The following is a 23,450-nucleotide window of genomic DNA, read 5'->3' on the forward strand; positions in this document are numbered from 1 at the left end:
AGTATCACAGAAGAACCATCAACAAGCAGTACAACAACGACAGGTACCACAGAAGAACCGTCAACAAGCAGTACAACAACGACAAATACAACAAAGAAACCATCGACAAGTGCAACAGCGGACACGATAAGTAATGACCTTCAAAAAGTTACGCTGGTTTCTTCAAGTAAGCAAACATCTTCAGATAAAAAAATTAATGGTACAGGAAATAAAAACAAATCACTGCCTCAAACTGGTGAGATGAGTGATAAGATTGCATCAATCGTGGGAATAGCTTTTCTTATAGGGGCGGTCGTTAGTTTAGTAATTTTGAGAAAAAATAAACGTACAAAAGACTAATATTTTTTGAGCAGTAATTTTATAAAAAAGTGCTACTTCATAGGTTGACATGGAGTAGCACTTTTTTAAGTGGAGGTTCAATTATTCAATGGAAAAAACAAAGAAAATATCCAGATATATTCTAGCTTTTTTGCTGCCGCTGTGTTTAATAATGTTTGCTTATTATCTAAATGGAATATATTGGGATAGTACTAAGAGCATTTTGGCGAGTGATGCTTTTACACAAACTGCTAATTTCTATGCTAGTTTTCATGATGTGCTTCATGGTAAAGAAAGTTGGCTATACACTTGGAATGCGGCACTTGGATTGAATTATCTGGGTTTATATAGTTATTACCTGGGCGGACCGGTTACTTTTTTAGTATATTTTTTTGATAAATATGATATTCCAAACGCTGTATATCTTATTACATTGGTAAAGTTTGGCTTGTGCGGCCTAACGAGTTACTTGTACAGCAAACGAAGTTTTGCCATCGCGGAATGGAAGCATTATTTGTTGAGTTCCTGCTATGCATTAATGTCTTTTGGAGTAGCATATGCTGAACAGCCCATGTGGTTAGATGCTATTTATATACTTCCGATAGTGATTGGAGGTATAGACACATTATTGGCGAAGAAAAAATACACTTTGCTCTTTCTAGCATACTCATTATTATTTTTGACAAATTTTTATATGGCTTATATCGTCGGCCTTTTTTCGCTGCTCTACTTTATTGCGCAGAGTTATAGTTTATCTAAAATGAATTGGCACAATCTTGGAAGATATTTTGCAACGATTATTTGCTCAATAATGACATCGGGTGTTATTATCGTACCGACTATTTTCAATATGCTTAGGACGCACGAACCATTATCAAAGATCACAGGTCTAGTGACTGATAACTCTGGATTATGGGATTTGGTAATAAAAAATATGACTGGTGTTTATGATACAACAAAGTTTGGAACCGTTCCCTTTGTTTATATTGGATTATTTCCTTTAATGCTGGCGATTGCTTTTTTTCTTCATTCTAAAATAATGCGGCGATCAAAGCTGGCTTTCGGAATACTGATAATTATTGTTGGCGGAAGTTTCTATCTTCAGCCGCTTGATCTTTTTTGGCAGGGTGGACATTCACCTTCGATGTTTCTATATCGCTATAGCTTAGTGTGGTCATTTTTGATATTTTGGCTTGCAGGGAAATCGTGGGCAGCTGGTCTTGAAAAAAATAAGTTTATAAAAATTGGTTTGTTTTATCTTGTTTTGACAATTGTAGCGTATCTTGGAAGTTTCGGACATTATCGTTATGCAGGAAATACTAATTTTATAATTACATTATTTTTAGTGGCAGCTTATATTTTAATCGCCGCAGTTAAGCCTTCACTTTTTAATATGCAAAGAAAATTTATTTTGTTTTTATTAGTTATAGCAGAAATAGGTTTTAACAGCTATGCTTTGATACATGGTACTGGCATAGAATGGCATTATCCTGAAACGAGCCTGTATAACAATAATATGTCAGACATCAATAATGCAGTCAGAAAATATAAAGGGAAGGCTAAATGGTGGCGTATGGCCTCTTTAGATCCTATTTCACGGGATGATGGTCTGAATTATGGTTACAGTTCAGTCGACCTTTTTTCTTCAATGCGGAATCGCCCGTTTCAGGAGCAAATGAATTTGCTGGGATTTAAATCAGGTGGCAATAATTTGAATATTAGTTATGGAAACAATACACTTTTGATGGACAGTCTATTAGGTATTAGGCTGAATATTGCCAAGGGAACTATTAGCAAGTACGGTTTCGTTGAGCAACAACCCAGCGGGACGTATCGTGTTTATAAGAATAAATATCAAGTAGGATTAGGCGTAGTTGCCCCCAACAATCTTGCAAACATTAAGTTTCGACAAACTGATAATCTTGGGAATCAAACCAAGTTGATGAATATGGTAAGTGGTGCGCTTTCCAGCACTAAGTACTTTACTTCGGTGACACCTAAAATAGTAGATGTTCAAAATACTAAAGCGACAACTGATCAAACACATTTTTATTTAAATGCTCAGCATGAAAACTCACTTCAAACGATTACGTGGGAAGTTGATATTCCTGCTCATGAACAAGCTTATCTGAGTATGTTTTTAATGCAGACAAAAAGCGGGAATGCTACTATCAGTTTAGAAGTGCCAAATAAAAATATTATCAGTAATAGCAATTTATCAATGGTCGGTCAATACTTAGATTTGGGAAATTATCAAAGTCGTGAAAGAATTCGATTTACTACTAAGATATTCGGCAGTCCCAGCATGACCTTTGCAAAGCCGAATGTAATTTTGTTAGACACAAAAAAATATGCTGCTGCTGTGGCAAGACTAAGTAGAAATTCAGCCTCTTTAGTTATAAACTCAAGCAAAATCACGGGTGAAGCAAAAACGCGGCAAGCGAGAAGCTGGTTATATACCTCTATTCCATATGATCCAGGGTGGCTAGCAAAAGTGAATGGAAGATGCGTGAAAACAACGTCTATTGATAATACATTTTTAACGTTACCACTAGCAAAAGGTAAAAATCAAATTAGCTTGCAATTTTGGCCAGAGGGATTAGGAGCAGGTGTTTTAACGAGCCTTTCTGGAATAGTTATTTTCTCCGCAATTGCTTTTTTTGAGTTTAAAAAGCAAAGAAAAAATAATCGAAAGTAGATTTTGGAATGCAAGCTGAGGTAATTTTCTACTATAGTGTGGATTAAGTTTATGTTTTTTAGAGATAGAACTTCCGCGGAACACGATTCATGATGAAGGAGGGAAAATGATATGAATTTTGAATACAGAGTTCCCCAAAAAGAAGACGTGAGCAATCTATGGCAATTAATGAATCAGTTGGATAATGAAACACAGTCTATGATGTATGAACCTAATGAGAGAGGGAAGCTGAGCAGCAGTTTGCAACCTCTGGAGAAGGTTATTGCGCGAGCTAACGAAAAAATAGATTTCTTAGAAGTTGCCAGTGAAAATGACAAATTGGTGGGTTACTTATCAGCTGAGAGGGGGAATCCGCGCCGAATACAGCACTCAGCGTATCTTGTTATCGGTATTATCTCTGGCTATCAGGGAAAAGGAATCGGGTCCAAATTATTTTATGATTTAGACAAATGGGCACGAAATAATGCGATTAAACGTTTAGAATTAACTGTTATGCAGAATAATGTTATAGCACGGCATTTGTATGCTAAGAATGGTTTTATTACTGAGGGAATACGAAAGTGCTCGATGTTTGTCAATGGTCAGTACGTAAATGAATATTACATGGCTAAAATATTGTAAAATTAGCTTACGTGTTCAAGAAAATTATCGTTTAAAAATGTCTTTCAAGCTATCCAGATTATGTCAGCCAATATTGAGTCAAAATAAAATTAAGAGTTTGAGTTTGCCGATAAAACAGCATGAAGTCTTTAGTAAGAGGATATATTCAAAAAATAAGTCTTCTAAGTGTATAAAATCAGTTGAAAACGTTACAATATGGTACAGCTGTTTTGAGTAAAATCTGTGAGTAAGGGAGTGTTTGATATTAAAATAAAGGCAATTGCAATCGATATTGATGATACATTGGTCAACTCAGGAAAAAAGTTGACTGCATCTGTCAAGTTGGTGATTCAAAAGGCCAAAGCTGCAGGAATCAAAGTTGTGCTTTGTACGGGACGACCTTTGTCGGGAGTTTTACCGCTGCTAGAGCAACTACAGTTAGATGGACAAAAAGACCAGTATGTTGTTAGTTTTGGAGGATCATTGGTTCAAACGACGGATGGAACAATTATTTCATCTGTTCCACTCGGCTATGAGGCTTATGTTGATCTAGAATATTTAGCACGAAAAAAGGGTCTTCATTTTCATGCGATCAGCAAGGATAGAATATATACGGCTGATCGAGATATCGGAGAGTACACAATATATGAATCTAGTTTGGTATCGTTAAATGTTTCCTATCGGACACCCGCTGAAATGCGTGATGTAAAGATTGTCAAAGCCATGTTTATTGATCCACCTGAAATTATAGAAGCAGCTTTGAAGGATTATACAGCTTTTGCAGAGTTGGAAGACAGAGTTACGTTTACCAGAAGCACGCCCTTCTATTATGAAGCAAATGCAAAGGGGGTCAGCAAAGGTAGCGCTCTAAAAAGACTTTGTGAAGAATTGCAGATCACTTCTGAAAATTTAATGGCAATTGGTGATGGCGGAAATGATTTGAGTATGATCAAGTTTGCTGGAATCGGTGTTGCAATGGGAAATGCTATTCCAGAATTAAAAAAATCTGCACAAGTAGTTACAGAAGATAACAACCATGATGGTGTAGCACGAGCTATTGAAAAGTATGCGCTGAAATAGTTTGTAGTACTTGAATGTGGTTACTGGGAAACTTTATCTGGGCACACCCTTAGAGTTGAATTTTTAAAAAATTCACTTTTAAGGTGGGTGTGCTTTTTTTGCTGTTCAGAAATGTTTTTCGTGTGCTGTAGCCTTAAAAAGGTAGTCAGAGAAAAACAAATTTAACAAAGAAGCGAGTTAAATTATTTGACCTCATTTGACTTTGTGCTATTATATGTCGTGTACGATACTTATTGGGAGGAGATATTAATTACAACAGCAAAGCATGAACCTTATGATGAATTCTGTTTTTCTGTATATACAACTAATCGTTATTTCCATCGTTTATATGGTCAAATACTGGAACCATTTGATTTAACGTACCTGCAGTATATGGTACTTGTGGCGGTTGATGCAAAACAAAGAGTATCTCTTTCAACAATTTGCTCGATGTTGGACCTGTCAACAAATACTTTGACGCCTGTTATTCAAAAACTTGTGAAAAAAGGATGGTTAGTAAAAAAGAAGTCATTGAGCGACAGTAGACGACTTGATATCTCACTGGAGAGTTCATCGCTTGAAAGACTTAATGCAGTTAGGGAAAAAGTGAGATCTGTTCAACTGCTTTTTATCAAGGAAACTGATCAACCTATTGAGCAGCTGATTGCACAGCAGCGCGAACTAAATCAACAAATGATAAGAGTTATTAGAAATTTTGAGAGGAAGAAGAAAAAATGAAAGCAATTGTAATCGATGAATACGGAACTGCAGATATGCTGCATGAAGCAGACCTTGAGGTGCCTCAAATAGCGGCAGATGAAGTTTTAGTAAAAATAGCTGCGACTAGTATCAACCCGATTGATTGGAAGGCGCGATTGGGGCTGTTGAAGCCAATGTTTGATTGGGGCTTTCCGGTCGTATTAGGCTGGGACCTTTCTGGAATTATTACTAAAGTTGGTAAAGATGTTGTGTCCTTTAAAGTGGGCGATGAGGTTTTTGCACGTCCGGATATATATGAAGATGGTAAACGTGGAACTTATGCAGAATTTGCAGCAGTTAAAGAAGACAAAGTGGCTTTGAAACCTAAAAGTATTTCTTTTGAGGAAGCAGCTGCTATCCCACTTGCTGGTCTGACAGCTTGGCAGGTTATTGTAGATCGCTTGAAGGTGAAGAAAGACGAGAAGGTTTTGATTCAAGCTGGCGCAGGCGGAGTTGGTATTTTTGCGATACAAATTGCTAAGTACCTTGGAGCATACGTTGTAACAACAGCTAGCCCAAAGAATAAATCGCTTTTAACAAAATTAGGGGCGGATGAGGTCATTGATTATCACACCCACTCGATTGTAGATGTTTTAAAGGACTATGATGCGGTTTTCGATACCGTTGATCAAATAGATGATGGATTAGAGATTTTAAAACCAACAGGACGTTTAGTTACAATTGCCGGGCACCCCACTGAAAAGCAAGAATCTGCTACACAGTCAGTTTCAACATGGTGGCTGCAACCCAATGGAAAAGAGTTGAGCCAATTAGGCGAACTGGTTGCTCAAGGCACAGTCAAAGTAATAATTGATAGTGTTTTCGAGCTAACTTCCAGCGGATTACAGGCGGCGCATAAGCGAAGCGAAAGTCACCATGCACAGGGAAAAATTATAATCAAGGCTTAAATAAAAGGAGACTCATAATGATGGAAAAAAAGTATGATATTATTTTTATCGGAAGCGGACACGCTAACTGGCATGCTGCTGTGGCATTACGGCAAGCAGGAAAAACAGTTGCAATTATAGAAGAAGATACTATTGCGGGAACATGTACAAATTATGGCTGTAATGCGAAGATTCTCTTAGATGGACCAGCTGATGTGCTGCATCAGGTCAAAGCTTATAAAGGTGTTGGTATTACGGGCGAGGTGAAGATTGATTGGGCAGAATTAATGGCATACAAGCAGAAGACGATTACGCCCATACATCATGAAATGGAGGGCATATTTAATACTTTGGGGATTGACGTTATCAATGGACATGGGAAATTCACCGACGAGCATGTGGTAGAAGTTAATAACAAGGAATATTATGCAGAAAATATCATCATTGGAACCGGGCAAAGACCTGCATTGCTTAATATTCCTGGGAAAGAATATTTGCACAACAGTCGTGACTTCCTTGATCTGCCTGCGTTGCCAAAACATATTACATTTATCGGTGCAGGCATTGTTTCCCTTGAGTTTGCAGCATTAGCACGCCAAGCGGGTGCAGAAGTTACCGTGATCGAATTTGCAGATAGTGCACTGCGCGGTTTCTATGACAAGTATACAAAACGAGTGGTTGACTCAATGAAAGCACAAGGGATCAAGTTTTACTTTAACGAGGCAGTCAGTGAGGTAGTACAGACTTCAAATGGCCTTGAAGTAACGACCAAAGCGGATCTTAAAGTGGCAACAAGCTATGTTATTGATGCTACAGGACGAATTCCGAATGTAGAAAAACTTGGTTTGGAGAACGCAGGGGTAGCCTATAATAGGCGTGGTATCGAAGTTAATGACCACTTGCAAACAACACAAACGAACATTTTTGCAACAGGGGATGTTATTGATAAGATGATTCCGCGCTTAACCCCGACGGCGACTTTTGAATCAAATTATATCGCGAAACTTTTGAGCGGAAAAACAAAAGCAGCGCTTGTCTATCCGCCGATCGCATCTGTTGTTTTCACCCTTCCGCGTATCGCCCAAGTTGGAGTAACTATTCAAGATGCGCAGAAGGAACCAGATAAATATACGATTAAAACAATTACTCATGGACAGCGTTTACTGTTCCAGACAAAAAATGAAGAACAGGCTGAGGTGACAGCAGTCTTTGATGCGGATAAGTATTTAGTTGGCACAGCGGTTTATGGAGATGAAGCACCAGAGCTGGTAAACTTTTTGACAATGATCATTGCACATAAGATGACCATTGCAGACTTAGAAAAGGCAGTTTTTGCCTTCCCAAGCCAGACAATTGGGATATTAAACTTTTTAGAAGGATCTTTAAAAGCAGAATAAAATGACTGTGAATGAATAGAAGTAGATAACAGTTCGTTTTGGAGTATAAAAACAAATAATCATGTTTTAAAAGTAATGCTGAAATTTTGACTTTTCAAAATTTCAGTTTTTTTTTTGAATGTTTTTTCAGTAGTTGTTATAGGAAGGGAGACTTTAACTACAAGTTAATCATAGACAACATCGAATTATGTTTGCGCCTTTTATTTAGTATTAAAAGCTTTTTGCTGCTTTACGGTACTGCACATTGTTGAAATAAAACTGCTATATTAAATTTCAATAAATTAACAACAAGCCAGTTTTTATATACCGATTTTTTAGTTTTGTGAGGGATCATTTACCTTCCAATTATTGTCCAATGACAGTTATTCGAACGATTTAATCAAAAAAATCGTTTTTGCAGGACAAGTGCAGGTAAAAATACTGATCAGCATTCACTAGATTAATATTTAGAATTGATTCTATTTTATGCAGACGATAGTGAATTTATTTTTTTGTGTGGGTGAAAGGTCATCAGTATTAGAACACGGTAAGTAAGATTGGATTCAAGTGACAGTTTCTTGGTTAACTGAGACTGATCGATCGGTCAAGTTGGGACAAGCAGTGATTGAAGCAAACCTGATTCGGTTAGGCCTGTATTTTTGCTTTGGAATTGATAAAAGTGAGACATAGTTTCGCGGTATTGAATTTCACTTTTAACATTTATCAGAGGTAATTCCAATTTTTTACATTTGTTTATGAGGGATGGTGGGACCTTTTGCAGATAATCATTATTTTTGAGGACGATACCAGCTAATTCTATTTTGTCTAGTTGCTGTATGAAAGATGATAATGAGTGTGATTCTTGGAGACCAAATAAACTTGTTAGAAGCAAATCACCGCTAACTGCCAACTTATCAAGATATGGTGTTGCTATTATCATGATTTTTTTGATAAATGAATCATAGGTGGGTTTACTGAACTAGGTAATCTCATTTTCGGGTAATGTGTAAACGCTTTTTCATATTTTTCACATTTGTGATATTATCAACTTAAGAAAGAGGGGTGCTTATGACTTATTCGAATTCAAAACAAATAGAAAGATTGATTCAAGTGTCAGAACTGTACTACAAACGAAACTACTCTCAGAAACAAATTTCAGAAAAACTTCATATCCACAGAACTGAAATTAGCAGATTACTGAAAAGAGCGAGGGAAGTAGGTATTGTAAAAATTAATGTTTCTCCACCTACAAGTCGTGCAAATGAAAATTTAGAAAACTTTATGCGTCAAAATTTCAATTTGAAACAAGCAATAGTTGTCCCTACAGAAACTAATAGTGATTATCATGAAGATCTTGAAAGTATTTCGGTCTATACGAACACCTTGCTTAATGATTTAATGAAAAATGACTGCGTAATAGGATTGTCATGGGGTGAAACAATAAAAAAAGTAGTTGATAACTTTTTCCTTTCTAAAAAATTAAAAAATGTTTCAATTTTACCATTGATAGGCAGTCCAATGGGAAAGCTTGATATTTCATGCCAAGCCAATCACCTGGTTCATCGAATGTGCGATAAAATTCCAAGCTCCAAGCTTTTCTACCTTGATTCTCCAGTATTTATCAATTCAGTAAGAGTAATGCGAGAAATTCTTTCAACGGAAACTAATAGAAGTACTGTTCGAGCATGGGATAAAGTCAATATTGCGCTTGTTGGAGTTGGAAGTGCAAAAATGGTAGACAACTATAATTGGCGAGCTTTTTATAAAAAAGAAGAAGCAAGGGAGATATACAAGAATTCTATGGTAGGAGATGTGTTATCACAATCCTTTTCATTAGATGGAGAAGAGTACCGTGAAAAGTACTCCAATCTTGTTGGTGCAAGTTTGGCTCAGTTGAGAAAAATGGACACGGTCGTGGGAGTAGCGACTGGAGAACGAAAAGTCGAAGCTATTATAGGAGGACTTAAAGCTGATCTTTTTGATATTTTAATTACTACCGATAAAGTTGTTCGGGAAATTAAGCATCTTTATTTTTAGTGATTTCATAGTCACAAATGTGAAAGAGTTTTAAATCATTAAAAGTACAGAACTTATGGGTAAAGTTAAATTTAAAAAAACCCCCGATTTATGCGTTGTATCCAAATATAACTGTTTATCAGAATTTAGAATTTGCATTGAAGATTCATAAAGTAGAAAAAGAAGAGTGTAAACGTAGGCTAGAAAAAATTCTTGAGACTCTTAATCTAACTGCATATCGTGATCGCCTTCTGAGGCAATTGTCTGGTGGACAAAAGCAACGTGTGGCCCTAGGGAGAGGGATGGCTAAAAAAAAGCAACATTTTTCTGTTGGATGAACCACTTTTAAATATTGATGTTCAGTTGCGTGAAAAAGCTCGAGATGAAATACAAAATCTGCACGAAGAAAATCAGCAGACGATTGTGTATGTAACACATGATCAACTAGAAACAATGGCATTGGGAGACCGGATCGCAATTATCAAAAAGAAACACTTACATTGAACGAGCGGCCATTATTTCTCAATGCAGAACATCTGAAAAATTTGGGATTACCAGATGGAAAACTATATCTTGGAATTAGACCAGAGCATGTTATTGTCAAACGTGCGCAAGAGATGTTACCGGAATTATCTGCCAGTGTTGATCAAGTAATTGATTATGGGCGTTACCAGCAGTTGACACTGAACATTGGGAAGGGTCAAACAATCAAGGCAATTATTACCAATAATGAATTTAAAAATGACGACCTTGTTTATGTTTTGTTTACAGAAAAAAGAACTTTATTTTTTGACTATGCAAGTAAAAAGAATATTAATGGCTAAAGAAAGGAATTGCATAATGAAAGATACAACAATTATTCATATCTCAGATATACATTTTTCCAGCGGAAGCAAAGCCCTTATTTAATCAGCAGTTAGATACTTACGATAAGCTTTGTCTTGTGTTTGCCGATGTTAAAAAAATAGAAAAGAAACTGGAATTTATTGTGCTAACGGGTGATTTGGTTCATGAGGGAAAGTTAGACGATTACGTTCGTCTGCGGAAATTTCTGCGTGAAAAAGAACAAGAGTTAGGTACATCCATTTTTGTACTGTTAGGGAATCATGATAGAACGGAAGCTTTTTATGAAGGCTTTATGCAACAGCAACCTAAAAATAAATACTATTACAAGGTTTCTATTAATGGAAAAGATAATTGTTTTTTGGACACTACCTTTGGAGATATTGAACAAGGCTACATTGACAAAGAACAACTAGACTGGCTAAGTGAAAATTTGAAGAAAGAACCTGAACGACCAGCGCTAATTTTTATGCATCATCCTATTGCAGGTACATCTTTAAACCACATGCGTTTTAGTATTTTACAAAATGGATCAACGCTACTGCAAATTTGTAAAAAAGGAAATGTTAGAGGTTTTTTTTCGGGACACATACATTTTCCAATTGCCTATTTAACAGAAGGTATATTGAATGGAGTTGCTGACTCAACTGCATATCATATTGATTGCCATGAGGAACATCAGCATTACGTGAGAGACGCATCTAGTTATAACATAATCACACTTTCAAATGCGGCGGAATTAGGTATTGAAAATAGATATCTATACTGGGGGCAAGAGATCATAAATAAAATTGATATTGAGCAGACAGATTTTATTGATTTAAAAAATGTAAAAGACCAATGATTGGATATCAATCGTAATCGATAACTCTCTATTCTTGAAACTGGTATTATTAATTTTCTCTTAATTATCATTAGTTTAGAGCGATCCTACTGTAAAAGATTTTCGATGCTGCTTCCTAGTGGGTTAAAAGACAACAAAAAGTCTATTTATGGGAACTTTAAACAAATCATAGAAACTGTTAAATACTTGCGGCCGCACTTGGTAATTCTTGCAGTGCTAGAATATATAGTTAGTCACTTTAATAACATGGTGATTTTAGAAAAACCATTTAATTTAATATTATTCAAAAGGTCAGACAATTCTTTTACACTCATTTTACAGTCAGGTGAAGACCAAAATTTAAAGGTCTGGATAATCATACCAGTCATATACTCTACCACCAGCTGAAAGACCTGTTTTTTCTTCACATTCATCTTAATAGTTGAGACAGATTTCCTGGCAATTGTGTACAATTTATTTGTTAGTTTTGCTCTTAATTTGTTTTCAAAGGAAGTATTACTATTATTGTTCAGCAGGCCATTAATTTCAGCGGAATATTTTTCCATGAATAATAACAATTCTTCTATATAATTGCTGTTGGAAATATCAAAGTTAGCTGTATCTTGATTAAGCTGTTTTTTTTGAAAATCTTTTATCGCCTCGAGAATATCATCTTCTATTTCGTTCATCAGTTCGTATTTATCAAAATAGTATCTGTAAAAACTGCTGCGACTGATCTCTGCTTTTTTTGAGATATCATTAACTGTGATTGTCTCGAATTTGTTGTTCTGCATCAAGAAGATGAAGCCTTTTTTAATTTTCTGCTGAGTCAGTTTTCTTTGACGCACATATTCCATCTTAAATGACCTCGCTTTGTCGTTAAATATAATTGCCGTTTTAAATTGTAGAAATTATAGCACAAAACAGGTCACTGTGTCCTATATAAGACATAGTGACCTGTTTTGTGCTGGAATAATTATTTAATCATCATACACTAGTAGTGTTACCTAATCTAGTTATATAGAATTTCAGCATAGGAGGAATTAAAAATGTCTGATTCAGTTGACACACATGGAAAGAAATACAATAAGATTATGTTAGTTATTGTTCTGCTTATTGGGACTTTCTGCACGGTTTTAAATCAAACGATTTTAACGACCGCTTTTCCCACATTAATGAAAGCATTCGACATTTCGACATCGACGGTTCAATGGTTAACCACGGGTTTTCTGTTAGTTAATGGGATTATGATTCCCGTCTCAGCATGGCTCTCGAACCGTTTCAATACAAAGTGGCTTTATATTGCTGCGATGGTTATCTTTGAAGTGGGGACTGTTCTCGCTTGGACGTCACCAAATTACGGTATTTTACTGGCAGGACGTCTAATACAAGCGGTCGGGGTCGGAATTTCAATGCCTTTGCTGCAAACAATCATGCTCTCGATTTTTCCGATTGAAAAGCGTGGTTCATCAATGGGGATTGCAGGAGTTGTTATTGGTGTAGCTCCCGCTATCGGACCTACATTGTCTGGCTGGATTATTGATACTTGGTCATGGAGATATTTATTTGGCATGATTGTGCCAATTGTCGCGATTGTTATCATTTTAGCACTTCTCTTCATGAAACCAGTTATCAAAACTTCCAAGCCAAAACTAGATTGGTTGTCGCTTTTCTTGTCGACCTTTGGTTTTGGATCATTACTATATGGTTTTTCATCTGTTGGAAACGATGGTTGGCTCTCTAAAACTGTGCTTCTTTCACTTTTCATAGGGGTTGCCTTAATTGCATTCTTCGCTCGCCGTCAGTTTAAGATGGATGAGCCGTTTTTGCAGATTAAAGTTTTTGGTTATAAACAATTTACTATTCCCACACTCTTAACCTCCTGCGTTATGGTCGCGATGGTTGGGGTTGAAATGATTGTGCCGATTTACTTGCAGACGATACATGGGATGAGTGCTCTGAACTCGGGGCTGATACTCTTACCGGGGGCTTTAATGATGGCTGTGATGAGTCCTGTCACTGGTCGTGCATTTGATCAAGTAGGTGCTAAAAGATTATCGGTTGCAGGTCTGTTCCTGTTAACTGCTGGGACTATTCCTTTTGTAATGATTACCAAACAAACGCCTATTATTTATGTTACTTTTCTGTATGCAGTAAGGATGTTCGGTATTTCAATGGTGATGATGCCGACAACAACTTCGGCTATGAATGCTTTACCAGATAATTTGATTGCACATGGAACGGCTGTTAATAATACAGTACGCCAAGTTGCAAGTTCGATCGGGACGGCAATCCTAGTGTCGGTTCTTTCTAATTCGACTAAGAACCAAATGCCGGGGAAGGGTCTCCTCACATCTGAACCGTTGCTTTATAAAGTGAAAGCTTTGAATGCAACGATCTATGGGTATCATGCTGCTTTTTGGATTGCAACTGCCTTCTGTATCGGCGGTTTTATTATTGCCTTAACTATGAAGGATGAAAAGTCTCGTAAGGTTGGCCCTGAAAAGTCAGAAAAATCGGAAATGAAAGGAGAGAGCAATCTATGATTTTATTGATTTTAACGATCTCAACCATCTGCTTCTTTATAAGCTATGTATATGTAGCTGAGAAAAAGAAACGCTTGCTGACTGCAGCTATTTCAGCATTCGTAATGCTGCTATCTATTTTTATGATTGTTGCGAATTTTTATAGCCATTACGGCATGACCAAAACAACTAGCATTAAGCAGCAACAGATCTATCCGGTCAGTACTTTTGGAGAAACTAAGTTAATTTTATATAGACCAATTGGGACAAAAGGCAAAGAGAATGTTTGGATCTATGCCTCAAAGAAAAATCAAAAAACGCCTAAGCACACTCAGGCTAATGAGTATACTTCAAACAAGGTTGCGGTTTCGCCTGATGAACAAGCTTACTTAAAAACAGCAGAAACACGTTGGACGTATAAATCTAAGACATATAAGTTCTTATTTGGGATAGCTCAAAACAACAAGCAGCTTATTAAAAGAATAAATACATTGATCTTGCCAAAGTCGTGGGAGAGATTGTCTGTTTCACAAGCTCAAAGACTTAAAAAGCGCTTGAAAAGTTCTCAAGCACAGGCCCAGCTCAAAGAACAAATCAGCAGGGATGTCAAAACAGAAATGGCAGCAAAAATCGAAGAGAACCCATCGCTTGCGAAAGATCAGGCCGCTCAAGCAGCATTGATAAAACAGCTTTCAGCCCAAGCTCAAAAGAAAGCTGTCGAGCAGATTATTAACGAAATTAAAAAAGATTGATTATTAAAATTTTCTGAAAAGCATGTAAAGAGAAAAATTGCAAGATGTGCGCGGCAAATAATAGGCTGCGAGCATATTGAAGACAAAAAACAATGTATGCTGTAATATTTATAAAGGAATGAAAATTATTAGAGAAGGGATCCACAGCCTATGTTGATTAAAAATGGTGCTGAAAAATTACGCCAGTTTTCTAACACCCAGCATAAATTTCAAATTTTCTCACCCAACCCAAATTTAATTCATGTGGTAGGACTTGGTCATAGTAATGCAGGGGCCATTGCAGGCAGCAGGTCGGTAATCTTAATTGATACTTTAGATAGCATAACTCGTGCGGAAAAATTGAAACAGATTATTGAAGAAAAGTTTCATAAGCCTGTTGAAACTATCATCTATACACATGGACATCCAGACCATCGTGGAGGGGCCGGAGTATTTAAGGACACGGTCAAAGAAATAATTGCTTTTAAGGCACAGAAACCGGTACTGAAGTACTATGATCATCTTCAACATGCTTCTTACAAACGTGCAGATTATCAATTCGGTTATCATCTGAATGACGCTGAGCTGATTTCGATGGGTATTGGTAAAAGAGAAAAAGGCACAGCTATTGGTGAAGGAGACACGGAATTCTTGGCTCCGACAACGGTTTATGATACTAATGGCACAGTTGAGCGGACTATTGATGGCGTTCACTTGAAGCTGGTTTCTGCTGTTGGTGAAAGCGATGACGAGATCTTTATTTGGGATTCGCGTGATCAAGCTATGTTTTGTGGAGATAGCTATTACGCATGTTGGCCTAATCTTTATGCTCTCAGAGGGACGCAATATCGCGACGTTGCAAGTTGGATTGATTCGCTGGATATGATTCGGCAATACCCAGCGGAATATCTTCTACCTGGTCATACACAAGTCATTCAAGGCGCGCGTGAAATTGCAACAGTCTTAAAAAATTATCGTGATGCTATTGCCTGGGTGTTGTCCGAGACGTTGCACTGTATCGATATGGGTCTAAGCATTTCACAAACAGTTGAGAAGGTTCAGCTTCCTGAGAAATTACGAGAACTTCCATATTTAGGTGAGTATTATGGAACAGTAGCGTGGTCGGTTCGTTCGATTTTTAATGGTTATGTCGGTTGGTTTGATGGTAATGCAACCAATCTTAACTGCCTGCCTGAGAGTATTTTTAACCAAAAACTGCTCGACCTAATTTCACGTGACAAGTTGGAAAAAGCAATTCAGACAGAGTTCAGTCAACAGCACTTTCAGATGGCAGCTGAACTATGTGATGTAATTTTGAAAACAGATGAAAAAAACGAGCTGGCTCTAAGATGGAAAGCAAAAGCATTTAAAGAGTTAGCCGATGAGGAAACATCTGCTTCAGGAAGACATTATTATCTTAATTGTGCTAAAGAATTGGAAGGCAACATCGAAAAAGGGCTGCAAGCGAATTAAGAAAATATAAAAAAATAAGTAATTCGGTGTGTTTATAAATTAAAAGCCAAGGAGTAATTCAAAAACTAACTTTTGAATCATTTCTTGGCTTTTTTTGACCGGTCATAAATTTGCGGTTCGAGATTTAGCCCCACTACATAATTTTTTTAGCAGCAAAGAAAATCTAGCGGTCTGTGTTTTGAGTAGTATTTTTATTATTTGATAAAATACCGTTCTGCATTAAAGTCTGCTTCTTTTTGAGACTTATGATATTCTTTCGATACTCACGAACATAAAGTGCTGAGAACAGCGTATCTAAAATATATTCAAAAGCGGTTTGAGATGAAAAAGTTGCAATCTTTGCAAAATCGTATTCATCTTGAATAGTGATTAGTTTGACATCTGAGTACTTAAGCAGAGGGGATTGAGGATTGCCTGTCAGCACAATTGTTGGTATTTTTTCGGAATGAAAATATTCGATAAGATTTTTGTATAGAGGCACGGCTCCTCTGTATGAGATAAAGAAGGCACAATCTTCCGGAGTCAGATTGACTGCGTTCCAAGTCTCATCTACATATTCTTCAGCAATTATTGAAAACTTGTTGATCTTAATGAGTTTATTTTGAAAACTGCGGGCTCGCAATTGAGAGTCGCCTTGGGAAAACAAGAAGATCCTTTTACTACTTAGGAGTATGTCGACTGCATTGTTGAGCAACTTGTTGTCTAACTGCATCATGGCTTTTTGAACAGTACTGGTAGTTAAATCAGACAGTTTTTTTGCAATTATCATGGGCGCATCGGTCGGTTTGAAGGGAAAGTTGACATCGACTTCATGCATTGTATGCATTTGAGAATAGACTGTCTCTGCGATAGCTGTTTTGAATTCGCGAAAACCGTGAAAACCTAGTTTCTTACACAAACGGATGATAGCTGAATGTGATGTATATGTTTTGGTTGCCAAGTTCTGAATGTAACTATCAGGAATTGTAGTAAGATTTTGCAGAACGTAGTCTGCAATTCTTTTTTCAGTTGCAGTAAAATCTGCTTGATTGCGCAATTTATCTAAAATTAACATAATGAGCCTCCCATTCGCATTTATTGTATCTAATCGAAAAAAGAAGGACAAGAAAAATATTTTGAACTTAATGTTCAGAAGTTGTTACTCTCCAGCTGAAAAATTGAAACTCAGTACCAGAATAGCACCTATGCGTACGAAAAAGATTCTTTGTCACTTATAATGAAGGCAACATCTTGAAAAAACAGGAGGGACTTCAAATGTTAAAAATTGCTTACATTGGAAATGGGAAAAGTACGAATCGTTATCATCTGCCTTTTGCATTGAAATTAAAAGATAAAATACAGGTAAAAACAATCTATTCACCATCAGGTAAAATCCGCTGGAAACCAATCGAGGGTGTACATTATACAACAGAATTAGCAGATATTCTTGAAGATGAAGAAATCCAACTAGTTGTTGTAACTACACCGTTGAAATGGCATTATCATTATGCAAAATTAATCTTGCAGCACGGTAAAAATGCGTTGATTGAAAAACCTTTCACCGAGAACTCGCAAGATGCCAAAGAATTATTTCGACTGGCCAAGGCAAAGGGCCTGTTCTTGCAGTGCTATCAGAACCGACGCTTTGATTCTGATTTTTTAACGACACAAAAAGTAATTGAGAGCGGCAAGTTAGGGGAACTTCTAGAGGTTGAGATGCATTATGATTATTTCCGGCCCGAAGTTCCATTAAACGTAAAAAAATTTTCAAAAGAGTTTAGTTATCTGTATGGACATGGATGTCATACGGTCGATCAAGTATTAAGTTATTTTGGTGACCCTGATGATATTCATTACGATGTTCGCCAGTTGTTGGGTGAAAATCGTATGAATGATTATTTTGATCTTGATTTCTATTACGGAAAACTAAAGGTATCAATTAAATCAAGTTATTTCCGCTTGAAACCGAGACCAAGTTTTGTTGTTTATGGAACGAAAGGTGTATTTGTTAAAACAACAAAGGATCGACAAGAAGAGCATTTAAAATTATTTTATATGCCTGAACATGCAGATTTTGGAATAGATCTACCCGAACATTATGGGACTTTAACGTACCTTGATGATAAGAATAAGTATCATGAAGAAAAAGTTATCTCAGAGGTAGGCGACTACAGCCGTGTGTACCAAGGCGTCTACGATTCAATTATCGAAAAAAAGCCTAAAGTTATCAAGGATCTTGAAACAATACACCAAATGGAAATACTGGAAGCAGGAATCAAGAGCATGGATGAAAAGAAACGAGGGGAAAAATAATGAAGTTAGCGATAGTAGGAGCTGGAATGATTGTTAAAGACTTTTTGAGCATGATTGTTGAGATCCCAGAAATAAAATTGCAAGCAATTATCGGTACCGACATGGACATAGACGTTATGAATCAGTTGAAGGAAAAATACTCGATTAAAAGTGTCTATACGGACTTAGAGCAGAGTTTGGCGAACGAAGATGTAGATACGGTCTATGTAGCTGTTCCAAATCATCTGCATTATTCTTTCGCCAAAAGAGCCTTGCAAGCAGGGAAAAATGTGATTTGTGAGAAACCTTTCACATTGAATCTTAGAGAGTTAGAAGAGCTACGTTCCATAGCCTTGGAAAACAATCTGGTTCTTTTGGAAGCAATTACTAATCAGTATTTGAGTAATTACAAAGGTATTCAGGATTCTTTGAAGAAGTTAGGCACTATAAAAGTGATAGAGTGTAATTATTCGCAATACTCTTCGCGTTACAATGCTTTCAAAGAGGGAACTATTTTGCCGGCGTTCAATCCTAAATTTGGCGGGGGCGCCTTGATGGACCTCAATATCTATAATATTCATTTTGTAGTTGGATTACTGGGTATGCCGAAAAAGGTTAACTATTTTGCCAATATAGCTCATGAAGTGGATACATCAGGTGTTCTTGTTATGGATTACGAAAGTATCAAAGTCGTGAGTATCGGGGCTAAGGACTCAACTGCAGACATCCACTCAACTATTCAAGGAGAAGACGGCTCAATTGTTATAGACGGCCCAACTAATGTTATTGACAAATATACAGTTCATCTCAACAAACAACAGGCTGTTCAAGAGGATCATAAGGTAAATGGGCATCGGATGTTTGAAGAATTTAAAACGTTTAATAAGGTAATTGCCGAGCATGATATGACTTTCGTGGAAGCTAAATTAAACCATAGTTTGAAAGTTATGCAGGTTGTTGATCTAGCGAGAAAATCAGCAGGACTAAGTTAATGCTCAACCGTGTTGTTCAAAGTTCAATCTATAACTAAAAACGATTAAAGAGAGAATGATAGCGAACCTGTTTGTTGTAGCAAAACTATATGAGGATATATCCTAGATCTTTTTGGTTGACTCTGTTGGAAAAAAGTGTAAAATTATCTCTGTAAGATGTAACTACAAAAGTTACTTTAGCAATTATCTGAGGAGGTAATCTAATGAAGATTAGTATTTTTGGACAAGGTAATATGGGCAAGGCAATCGGTGAAAATTTTTCCCAAGCAGGCAATGAAGTTGAGTATATAAAAAGAGATACAACTGTTGACAGCTTAGGCGAAATCGTTGTACTTGCTGTTCCTTATGCATCAGTTGAAGATATTATTACTAGATATGCTGATGAACTTAGTGGCAAGATAGTGGTAGATATTACGAATCCTGTTAATTTTGCTACATTTGATGAATTGGTTGTTTCTTCAGACAGTTCAGTAGCTGCAGAGATCGCAGAAAAGCTGCCAGATTCAAACGTGTTAAAAGCATTTAACACTAATTTTGCAGCAACTTTAACAAGTCAAAAAGTCGGTGGCAAGGAAAAAACAACGGTTTTAGTCGCTGGTGATAATAAAGAGGCAAAAGAAAAGTTTGCTGCAGCTCTTGAAAAGAGTGGGCTGGTCGTTACTGATGCTGGATCTCTTAAGCGAGCACGTGAACTTGAAGCAACAGGCTTTTTGCAAATGACCTTGGCTGCAAGAGAGAAATTAACATGGGCTGGCGGGTTTGGAGTAATCAAATAAGATCTATAGTGTTAACTAAAAAATATCCCCAGAAACTTAATTGATGGTTGTACACACCGTGTCAGTTTCTGAGGATATTTTTTGCATGCATTGTTTTCAGCAGAGAACTTAGCTAGATAAAACCATATTTTCGAAATGTTTATCTGAATTTTCTGATCAAATTAAAATAACAGCAGGTTTTTGAACTTGATTTAAACTAATTTGTTCTTACTGTTTTCTTTCTTCAGAATATCGTCGATTACATCTTGAAGAGTGTAACTGCGTAATTTTTCTTGAGCAGCCAGCTTAGCTTGTTCATAGTAACCGCCTAGGACGGACTGGATATTCCCTCCTACAATACAAGCAGGATTGGTCTTCTTATCTAATTCAAATAATGAACGCTCACCTTCAACCGCGAAATAAATTTCTAAAAGGGTTATTTGAGTGGGGGGCTTGGCTAATTTAGGTTCAGGGTTTCCACGTTTAGTCGTAATTAAACCAGCTTTGCGTAAGGCACTCATCAGACGCCTAATCACAACTGGCGATGTTTCTACACTTCCTGCGATAGTATCGCTAGACAAACGGATGTTACTATAGATGTTCATAAATGCGAGTATGTGAATAGAATCGCTAAAACGCGTCGATATTCTCACGGTGAAGACCTCCTTTCTTCGAATTGCAGATTACGAAAAGTATTATATCCATTCTACACTTAATATATCTTTTTTTTCAATGAATGCAATAAAGTAGCTCTTTAAAGTGTTTGACTTCATGTCAACTACAGATATAATTAATGATGGTGTTCTCAATAAAGTTACATCTTTGGTGGAGGATGATATTTGTGATTAAATTCAAACATGTTTCGAAAAAATATGATGGTAACACAGTGCTTGATGACTTAAATCTAACGATCGAAACAGGCGATCTTTTTGTACTAGTTGGTCCAAGCGGAAGTGGAAAGACAACCACTTTAAAAATGATCAACCAATTGATCAAGCCAACGACAGGGGACATTGTCATTGAAGGGAAAAATGTAAATGAGTATGATTTAAAGGAATTGAGATTGCAGATGGGTTATGTTTTACAAAATATCGCTCTTTTTCCGAATCTTTCTATTGATGAGAATATTTCTATTCAATTAGAAGCTCTACGTAGGCCTAAAAAGGAAAGAATAGCTATTGCTCATGATTTACTGGAAAAAGTAGGTCTGGATCCAGAAAAATATGGCAGGCGGTATCCGCATGAATTGTCAGGTGGTGAACAACAACGGATAGGAATTATTCGAGCTCTTGCTTCTACACCTAAAATTATATTGATGGATGAACCGTTTAGTGCTTTAGATCCTATCTCGCGTAATCAGCTGCAAGAATTAGTACTCCGATTACATAAAGAGCTGCAGACAACATTTGTTTTTGTTACACATGATATGCATGAGGCTTTACGCTTAGGTGATACGATTGCAGTTATGAAGAAAGGGCAGTTGCAGCAGGTAGGTAGCGGGGAAAGTATTCTAAGCCATCCGGCCAATAGTTTTGTAGATACATTTTTTAAGAATGAACATTCAGAAAATATTTTAGTTAAGGATTTGCTGGAACACAATTGTTTCTCGGCGGGGGACGAGAATGCGAATTATTTTAGAATCGATCAGAATAAACCACTCAGTCAATTATCGAAAGCATTGCGGGAACATTCAAGGGTTTTAGTGTCCGGCAATCAGCAAAAGAAGCAAGTTATCTCTATCGATGATTTGTTGAGTTACCTAGCTCAGAAGGGTGATCATTAACAATGAATGAAATTATACATGTTTTTAAAACACAAGGAAACGATATTTGGCAGGCTCTTTTACAACACATTGGAATTTCACTGATAGCATTGCTCATAGCAGCGTTAATTGCTATTCCATTAGCTATCTTGTTGATGAGACACAAAAAAACTGCTGAGTTTATATTGCAGATTACGAGTATCCTACAAACGATTCCGAGCCTTGCGCTTTTAGGTATTTTAATTCCCTTTGTAGGGATCGGAACAGTTCCATCAATTATCGCTCTTGTTATCTATGCAATTATGCCAATATTCCAAAACACGTATTCCGGGCTGACATCGATTGATCCTAATCTTGAAGAAGCGGCGGCGGCCTTCGGATTGTCCACAACCAAGAGATTAGTTCGGATTGAGGTACCTTTAGCGATGCCGATGATCGTCTCAGGTTTAAGAATAGCGATGGTTATGATAATTGGAACGGCCACGCTGGCTGCCTTAATTGGAGCTGGTGGCTTAGGAACATACATTTTATTGGGTATCCAAACTAACAATAACTCGTTATTGATCATTGGAGCGGTATTGTCGGCGGTTTTGGCACTAGTTTTTAGTGGAGTCATTCGCATCCTTTCGCGCTTGTCTTTAAAAAGATTGGGTATAGTTGTAGCAGCTACACTTGTACTTATCAGCGGGGCAGCAGGATATCGTTATTTGAACCGTGATAAAGCTACAATTACGATTGCAGGCAAAATGGGAAGTGAACCAGAGATATTAATTAATATGTATAAAGAACTGATTGAACAAGATTCTTCGCTCAAGGTTAACGTTAAAAGTAATTTTGGGGGTACGACATTTTTGTTTAAAGCATTAAAGTCAGAATCAATCGATGTTTATCCAGAATTTACAGGAACAGTTCTAGAGTCATTGGTTAAGACCAACAAAAAAGTAAGCCACAATCCCAAGGCTACATATCGAGTAGCAAAATCCTTGTTAAAGAAACAGTATGGGATGGCTTATTTAAAGCCAATGAAATACCAAAATGGATATGCAGTCGCTGTGAAAAAAAGTTTTGCCAAAGAAAATCATTTGAAAACAATTTCCGATTTAGCACGTGTCAGTGACAAAATTCACGCAGGTTTTGATCCCGACTTCTATCAACAGACCGATGGTTATCCAGGTTTAAAAAAAGAATATGGTTTGAATTTTGCGAGCGTCAGAACTATGGAACCTACATTGCGGTATAGGGCTATTGCAAAGGGAAAAGTTAACTTAGTAGATGGATACACGACTGACCCAGAACTTCAAGAATATGATTTGGTAGTTCTAAAAGATGATAAAGCATTTTTCCCTCCTTATCAAGGAGCACCATTATTATTGCAAAAGACACTTACTAGATATCCAGAAATTCAGGCAGCTTTAAATAAACTGGCTGGGAAGATCAGCACTTCGGATATGCAGAAAATGAATTATTTGGTAAATATGAAGCATGAAAAAGCTTCGAAAGTTGCTCACGATTATCTTATTAAACATGATTTGATAAAAAAATAGTTACGTGATGGCATCCAA

Annotated in this window: 25 protein-coding genes; 20 read left to right on the forward strand and 5 right to left on the reverse strand. The window is 36.9% G+C overall.

Annotated elements, in window-relative coordinates; all coding sequences use genetic code 11:
- The 7 genes from FC19_RS11650 to FC19_RS06100 form a co-directional block, all read left to right on the forward strand.
- Window positions 1–339: LPXTG cell wall anchor domain-containing protein (locus tag FC19_RS11650; protein ID WP_187327539.1), on the forward strand; the 339-nt coding region annotated here is incomplete at its 5' end.
- Window positions 340–427: 88 nt separating this feature from the next.
- Complete coding sequence (locus FC19_RS06075; RefSeq protein WP_057876107.1) at window positions 428–3,016, forward strand: YfhO family protein; 2,589 nt, start codon at window positions 428–430, stop codon at window positions 3,014–3,016.
- Window positions 3,017–3,127: 111 nt separating this feature from the next.
- Entirely contained in the window at window positions 3,128–3,637 is a 510-nt protein-coding gene (locus FC19_RS06080; protein WP_057876108.1) for a GNAT family N-acetyltransferase, read from the forward strand.
- A gap of 222 nt (window positions 3,638–3,859) precedes the next feature.
- Window positions 3,860–4,696, forward strand: a complete 837-nt coding sequence (yidA, locus tag FC19_RS06085) for a sugar-phosphatase (RefSeq protein WP_420805490.1) — start codon at window positions 3,860–3,862, stop codon at window positions 4,694–4,696.
- A gap of 219 nt (window positions 4,697–4,915) precedes the next feature.
- The gene (locus FC19_RS06090) at window positions 4,916–5,413 is read left to right on the forward strand and encodes a MarR family winged helix-turn-helix transcriptional regulator (RefSeq protein ID WP_157061273.1); all 498 of its coding nucleotides are present in this window, start codon (window positions 4,916–4,918) and stop codon (window positions 5,411–5,413) included.
- A complete protein-coding gene (locus tag FC19_RS06095) occupies window positions 5,410–6,342 on the forward strand; it encodes an NADP-dependent oxidoreductase (RefSeq protein ID WP_057876110.1) in 933 nt (310 codons plus the stop codon). The genes FC19_RS06090 and FC19_RS06095 overlap by 4 nt, the downstream gene beginning before the upstream one ends.
- A gap of 20 nt (window positions 6,343–6,362) precedes the next feature.
- Complete coding sequence (locus tag FC19_RS06100) at window positions 6,363–7,718, forward strand: dihydrolipoyl dehydrogenase family protein (RefSeq protein ID WP_057876111.1); 1,356 nt, start codon at window positions 6,363–6,365, stop codon at window positions 7,716–7,718.
- Between the two features lie 375 nt (window positions 7,719–8,093).
- Here the strand turns inward: FC19_RS06100 and FC19_RS12000 are convergent, their stop codons facing one another.
- Together FC19_RS12000 and FC19_RS11330 are read right to left on the reverse strand one after the other, a co-directional pair.
- Window positions 8,094–8,201 carry a helix-turn-helix domain-containing protein gene (locus FC19_RS12000; RefSeq protein ID WP_420805494.1) on the reverse strand — a complete coding sequence of 36 codons (108 nt, stop codon included), beginning with the start codon at window positions 8,199–8,201 and terminating at the stop codon, window positions 8,094–8,096.
- Window positions 8,202–8,301: 100 nt separating this feature from the next.
- Window positions 8,302–8,649 carry a PucR family transcriptional regulator ligand-binding domain-containing protein gene (locus FC19_RS11330; protein ID WP_268872813.1) on the reverse strand — a complete coding sequence of 116 codons (348 nt, stop codon included), beginning with the start codon at window positions 8,647–8,649 and terminating at the stop codon, window positions 8,302–8,304.
- A gap of 116 nt (window positions 8,650–8,765) precedes the next feature.
- Here FC19_RS11330 and FC19_RS06105 point away from each other — a divergent pair, with 116 nt between their 5' ends.
- The 5 genes from FC19_RS06105 to FC19_RS06120 all read left to right on the forward strand — a co-directional run bounded on the left by FC19_RS06105 (window position 8,766) and on the right by FC19_RS06120 (window position 11,400).
- On the forward strand, window positions 8,766–9,734 hold the full coding sequence (locus tag FC19_RS06105; RefSeq protein WP_057876112.1) for a sugar-binding transcriptional regulator: 969 nt from the start codon (window positions 8,766–8,768) through the stop codon (window positions 9,732–9,734).
- A gap of 95 nt (window positions 9,735–9,829) precedes the next feature.
- A complete protein-coding gene (locus tag FC19_RS11765; protein ID WP_057876113.1) occupies window positions 9,830–10,051 on the forward strand; it encodes an ATP-binding cassette domain-containing protein in 222 nt (73 codons plus the stop codon).
- Window positions 10,044–10,217, forward strand: coding sequence for a hypothetical protein (locus FC19_RS11770; RefSeq protein ID WP_235809327.1), 174 nt, complete (start codon window positions 10,044–10,046; stop codon window positions 10,215–10,217). Before FC19_RS11765 ends, FC19_RS11770 begins: the two co-directional genes overlap by 8 nt.
- The gene (locus FC19_RS11775) at window positions 10,214–10,537 is read left to right on the forward strand and encodes a TOBE domain-containing protein (RefSeq protein WP_057876114.1); all 324 of its coding nucleotides are present in this window, start codon (window positions 10,214–10,216) and stop codon (window positions 10,535–10,537) included. Before FC19_RS11770 ends, FC19_RS11775 begins: the two co-directional genes overlap by 4 nt.
- 119 nt (window positions 10,538–10,656) lie before the next feature.
- Window positions 10,657–11,400, forward strand: coding sequence for a metallophosphoesterase family protein (locus tag FC19_RS06120; protein WP_235809328.1), 744 nt, complete (start codon window positions 10,657–10,659; stop codon window positions 11,398–11,400).
- A 233-nt stretch (window positions 11,401–11,633) separates the two neighbouring features.
- On the opposite strand, the gene FC19_RS06125 is transcribed toward FC19_RS06120, so the two are convergent.
- Window positions 11,634–12,236, reverse strand: coding sequence for a TetR/AcrR family transcriptional regulator (locus FC19_RS06125; RefSeq protein ID WP_057876115.1), 603 nt, complete (start codon window positions 12,234–12,236; stop codon window positions 11,634–11,636).
- 192 nt (window positions 12,237–12,428) lie between these two features.
- On the opposite strand from FC19_RS06125, the gene FC19_RS06130 reads away from it, so the two are divergent.
- From FC19_RS06130 to FC19_RS06140, 3 genes are all read left to right on the forward strand, one after another.
- Window positions 12,429–13,925, forward strand: coding sequence for an MDR family MFS transporter (locus FC19_RS06130; protein WP_057876116.1), 1,497 nt, complete (start codon window positions 12,429–12,431; stop codon window positions 13,923–13,925).
- Window positions 13,922–14,656, forward strand: a complete 735-nt coding sequence (locus FC19_RS06135) for a DUF4811 domain-containing protein (protein ID WP_057876117.1) — start codon at window positions 13,922–13,924, stop codon at window positions 14,654–14,656. The genes FC19_RS06130 and FC19_RS06135 overlap by 4 nt, the downstream gene beginning before the upstream one ends.
- A 150-nt stretch (window positions 14,657–14,806) precedes the next feature.
- Entirely contained in the window at window positions 14,807–16,108 is a 1,302-nt protein-coding gene (locus tag FC19_RS06140) for an alkyl/aryl-sulfatase (protein ID WP_057876118.1), read from the forward strand.
- Between the two features lie 163 nt (window positions 16,109–16,271).
- Here FC19_RS06140 and FC19_RS06145 read toward each other — a convergent pair whose 3' ends face one another.
- On the reverse strand, window positions 16,272–17,162 hold the full coding sequence (locus FC19_RS06145) for a MurR/RpiR family transcriptional regulator (RefSeq protein WP_057876119.1): 891 nt from the start codon (window positions 17,160–17,162) through the stop codon (window positions 16,272–16,274).
- A 200-nt stretch (window positions 17,163–17,362) separates the two neighbouring features.
- On the opposite strand from FC19_RS06145, the gene FC19_RS06150 reads away from it, so the two are divergent.
- From FC19_RS06150 to FC19_RS06160, 3 genes are all read left to right on the forward strand, one after another.
- Entirely contained in the window at window positions 17,363–18,400 is a 1,038-nt protein-coding gene (locus FC19_RS06150) for a Gfo/Idh/MocA family oxidoreductase (RefSeq protein WP_057876120.1), read from the forward strand.
- A complete protein-coding gene (locus tag FC19_RS06155; protein WP_057876121.1) occupies window positions 18,400–19,371 on the forward strand; it encodes a Gfo/Idh/MocA family protein in 972 nt (323 codons plus the stop codon). Before FC19_RS06150 ends, FC19_RS06155 begins: the two co-directional genes overlap by 1 nt.
- A 203-nt stretch (window positions 19,372–19,574) precedes the next feature.
- Window positions 19,575–20,147 carry an NADPH-dependent F420 reductase gene (locus FC19_RS06160; protein WP_057876122.1) on the forward strand — a complete coding sequence of 191 codons (573 nt, stop codon included), beginning with the start codon at window positions 19,575–19,577 and terminating at the stop codon, window positions 20,145–20,147.
- Window positions 20,148–20,338: 191 nt separating this feature from the next.
- Here FC19_RS06160 and FC19_RS06165 read toward each other — a convergent pair whose 3' ends face one another.
- Window positions 20,339–20,779: an Rrf2 family transcriptional regulator gene (locus tag FC19_RS06165; protein ID WP_057876123.1), complete on the reverse strand. Its 441-nt coding sequence runs from the start codon at window positions 20,777–20,779 to the stop codon at window positions 20,339–20,341.
- A gap of 179 nt (window positions 20,780–20,958) precedes the next feature.
- Between FC19_RS06165 and FC19_RS06170 the strand changes: the two genes are divergently transcribed.
- Both FC19_RS06170 and FC19_RS06175 read left to right on the forward strand, forming a co-directional pair.
- Window positions 20,959–21,909, forward strand: a complete 951-nt coding sequence (locus FC19_RS06170; protein WP_057876124.1) for an ABC transporter ATP-binding protein — start codon at window positions 20,959–20,961, stop codon at window positions 21,907–21,909.
- Between the two features lie 2 nt (window positions 21,910–21,911).
- Window positions 21,912–23,432, forward strand: a complete 1,521-nt coding sequence (locus FC19_RS06175) for an ABC transporter permease/substrate-binding protein (protein ID WP_057876125.1) — start codon at window positions 21,912–21,914, stop codon at window positions 23,430–23,432.
- Window positions 23,433–23,450: the final 18 nt, after the last annotated feature.

The sequence above is a fragment of the Liquorilactobacillus aquaticus DSM 21051 genome (assembly GCF_001436755.1).
In the GTDB taxonomy this organism is placed as follows: Bacteria; Bacillota; Bacilli; order Lactobacillales; family Lactobacillaceae; genus Liquorilactobacillus; species Liquorilactobacillus aquaticus.

What these genes read in the sequence shown, in the direction of transcription:
- FC19_RS06135 (WP_057876117.1), top strand. Translation starts at nt 13,922, where the DNA reads ATGATTTTATTGATTTTAACGATCTCAACCATCTGCTTCTTTATAAGC.
- FC19_RS06145 (WP_057876119.1), bottom strand. Translation starts at nt 17,162, where the DNA reads ATGTTAATTTTAGATAAATTGCGCAATCAAGCAGATTTTACTGCAACT.
- FC19_RS06160 (WP_057876122.1), top strand. Translation starts at nt 19,575, where the DNA reads ATGAAGATTAGTATTTTTGGACAAGGTAATATGGGCAAGGCAATCGGT.
- FC19_RS06105 (WP_057876112.1), top strand. Translation starts at nt 8,766, where the DNA reads ATGACTTATTCGAATTCAAAACAAATAGAAAGATTGATTCAAGTGTCA.
- FC19_RS06150 (WP_057876120.1), top strand. Translation starts at nt 17,363, where the DNA reads ATGTTAAAAATTGCTTACATTGGAAATGGGAAAAGTACGAATCGTTAT.
- FC19_RS06155 (WP_057876121.1), top strand. Translation starts at nt 18,400, where the DNA reads ATGAAGTTAGCGATAGTAGGAGCTGGAATGATTGTTAAAGACTTTTTG.
- FC19_RS06170 (WP_057876124.1), top strand. Translation starts at nt 20,959, where the DNA reads ATGATATTTGTGATTAAATTCAAACATGTTTCGAAAAAATATGATGGT.
- FC19_RS06175 (WP_057876125.1), top strand. Translation starts at nt 21,912, where the DNA reads ATGAATGAAATTATACATGTTTTTAAAACACAAGGAAACGATATTTGG.
- FC19_RS06095 (WP_057876110.1), top strand. Translation starts at nt 5,410, where the DNA reads ATGAAAGCAATTGTAATCGATGAATACGGAACTGCAGATATGCTGCAT.
- FC19_RS06075 (WP_057876107.1), top strand. Translation starts at nt 428, where the DNA reads ATGGAAAAAACAAAGAAAATATCCAGATATATTCTAGCTTTTTTGCTG.
- FC19_RS06080 (WP_057876108.1), top strand. Translation starts at nt 3,128, where the DNA reads ATGAATTTTGAATACAGAGTTCCCCAAAAAGAAGACGTGAGCAATCTA.
- FC19_RS06140 (WP_057876118.1), top strand. Translation starts at nt 14,807, where the DNA reads ATGTTGATTAAAAATGGTGCTGAAAAATTACGCCAGTTTTCTAACACC.
- FC19_RS06125 (WP_057876115.1), bottom strand. Translation starts at nt 12,236, where the DNA reads ATGGAATATGTGCGTCAAAGAAAACTGACTCAGCAGAAAATTAAAAAA.
- FC19_RS06100 (WP_057876111.1), top strand. Translation starts at nt 6,363, where the DNA reads ATGGAAAAAAAGTATGATATTATTTTTATCGGAAGCGGACACGCTAAC.
- FC19_RS06130 (WP_057876116.1), top strand. Translation starts at nt 12,429, where the DNA reads ATGTCTGATTCAGTTGACACACATGGAAAGAAATACAATAAGATTATG.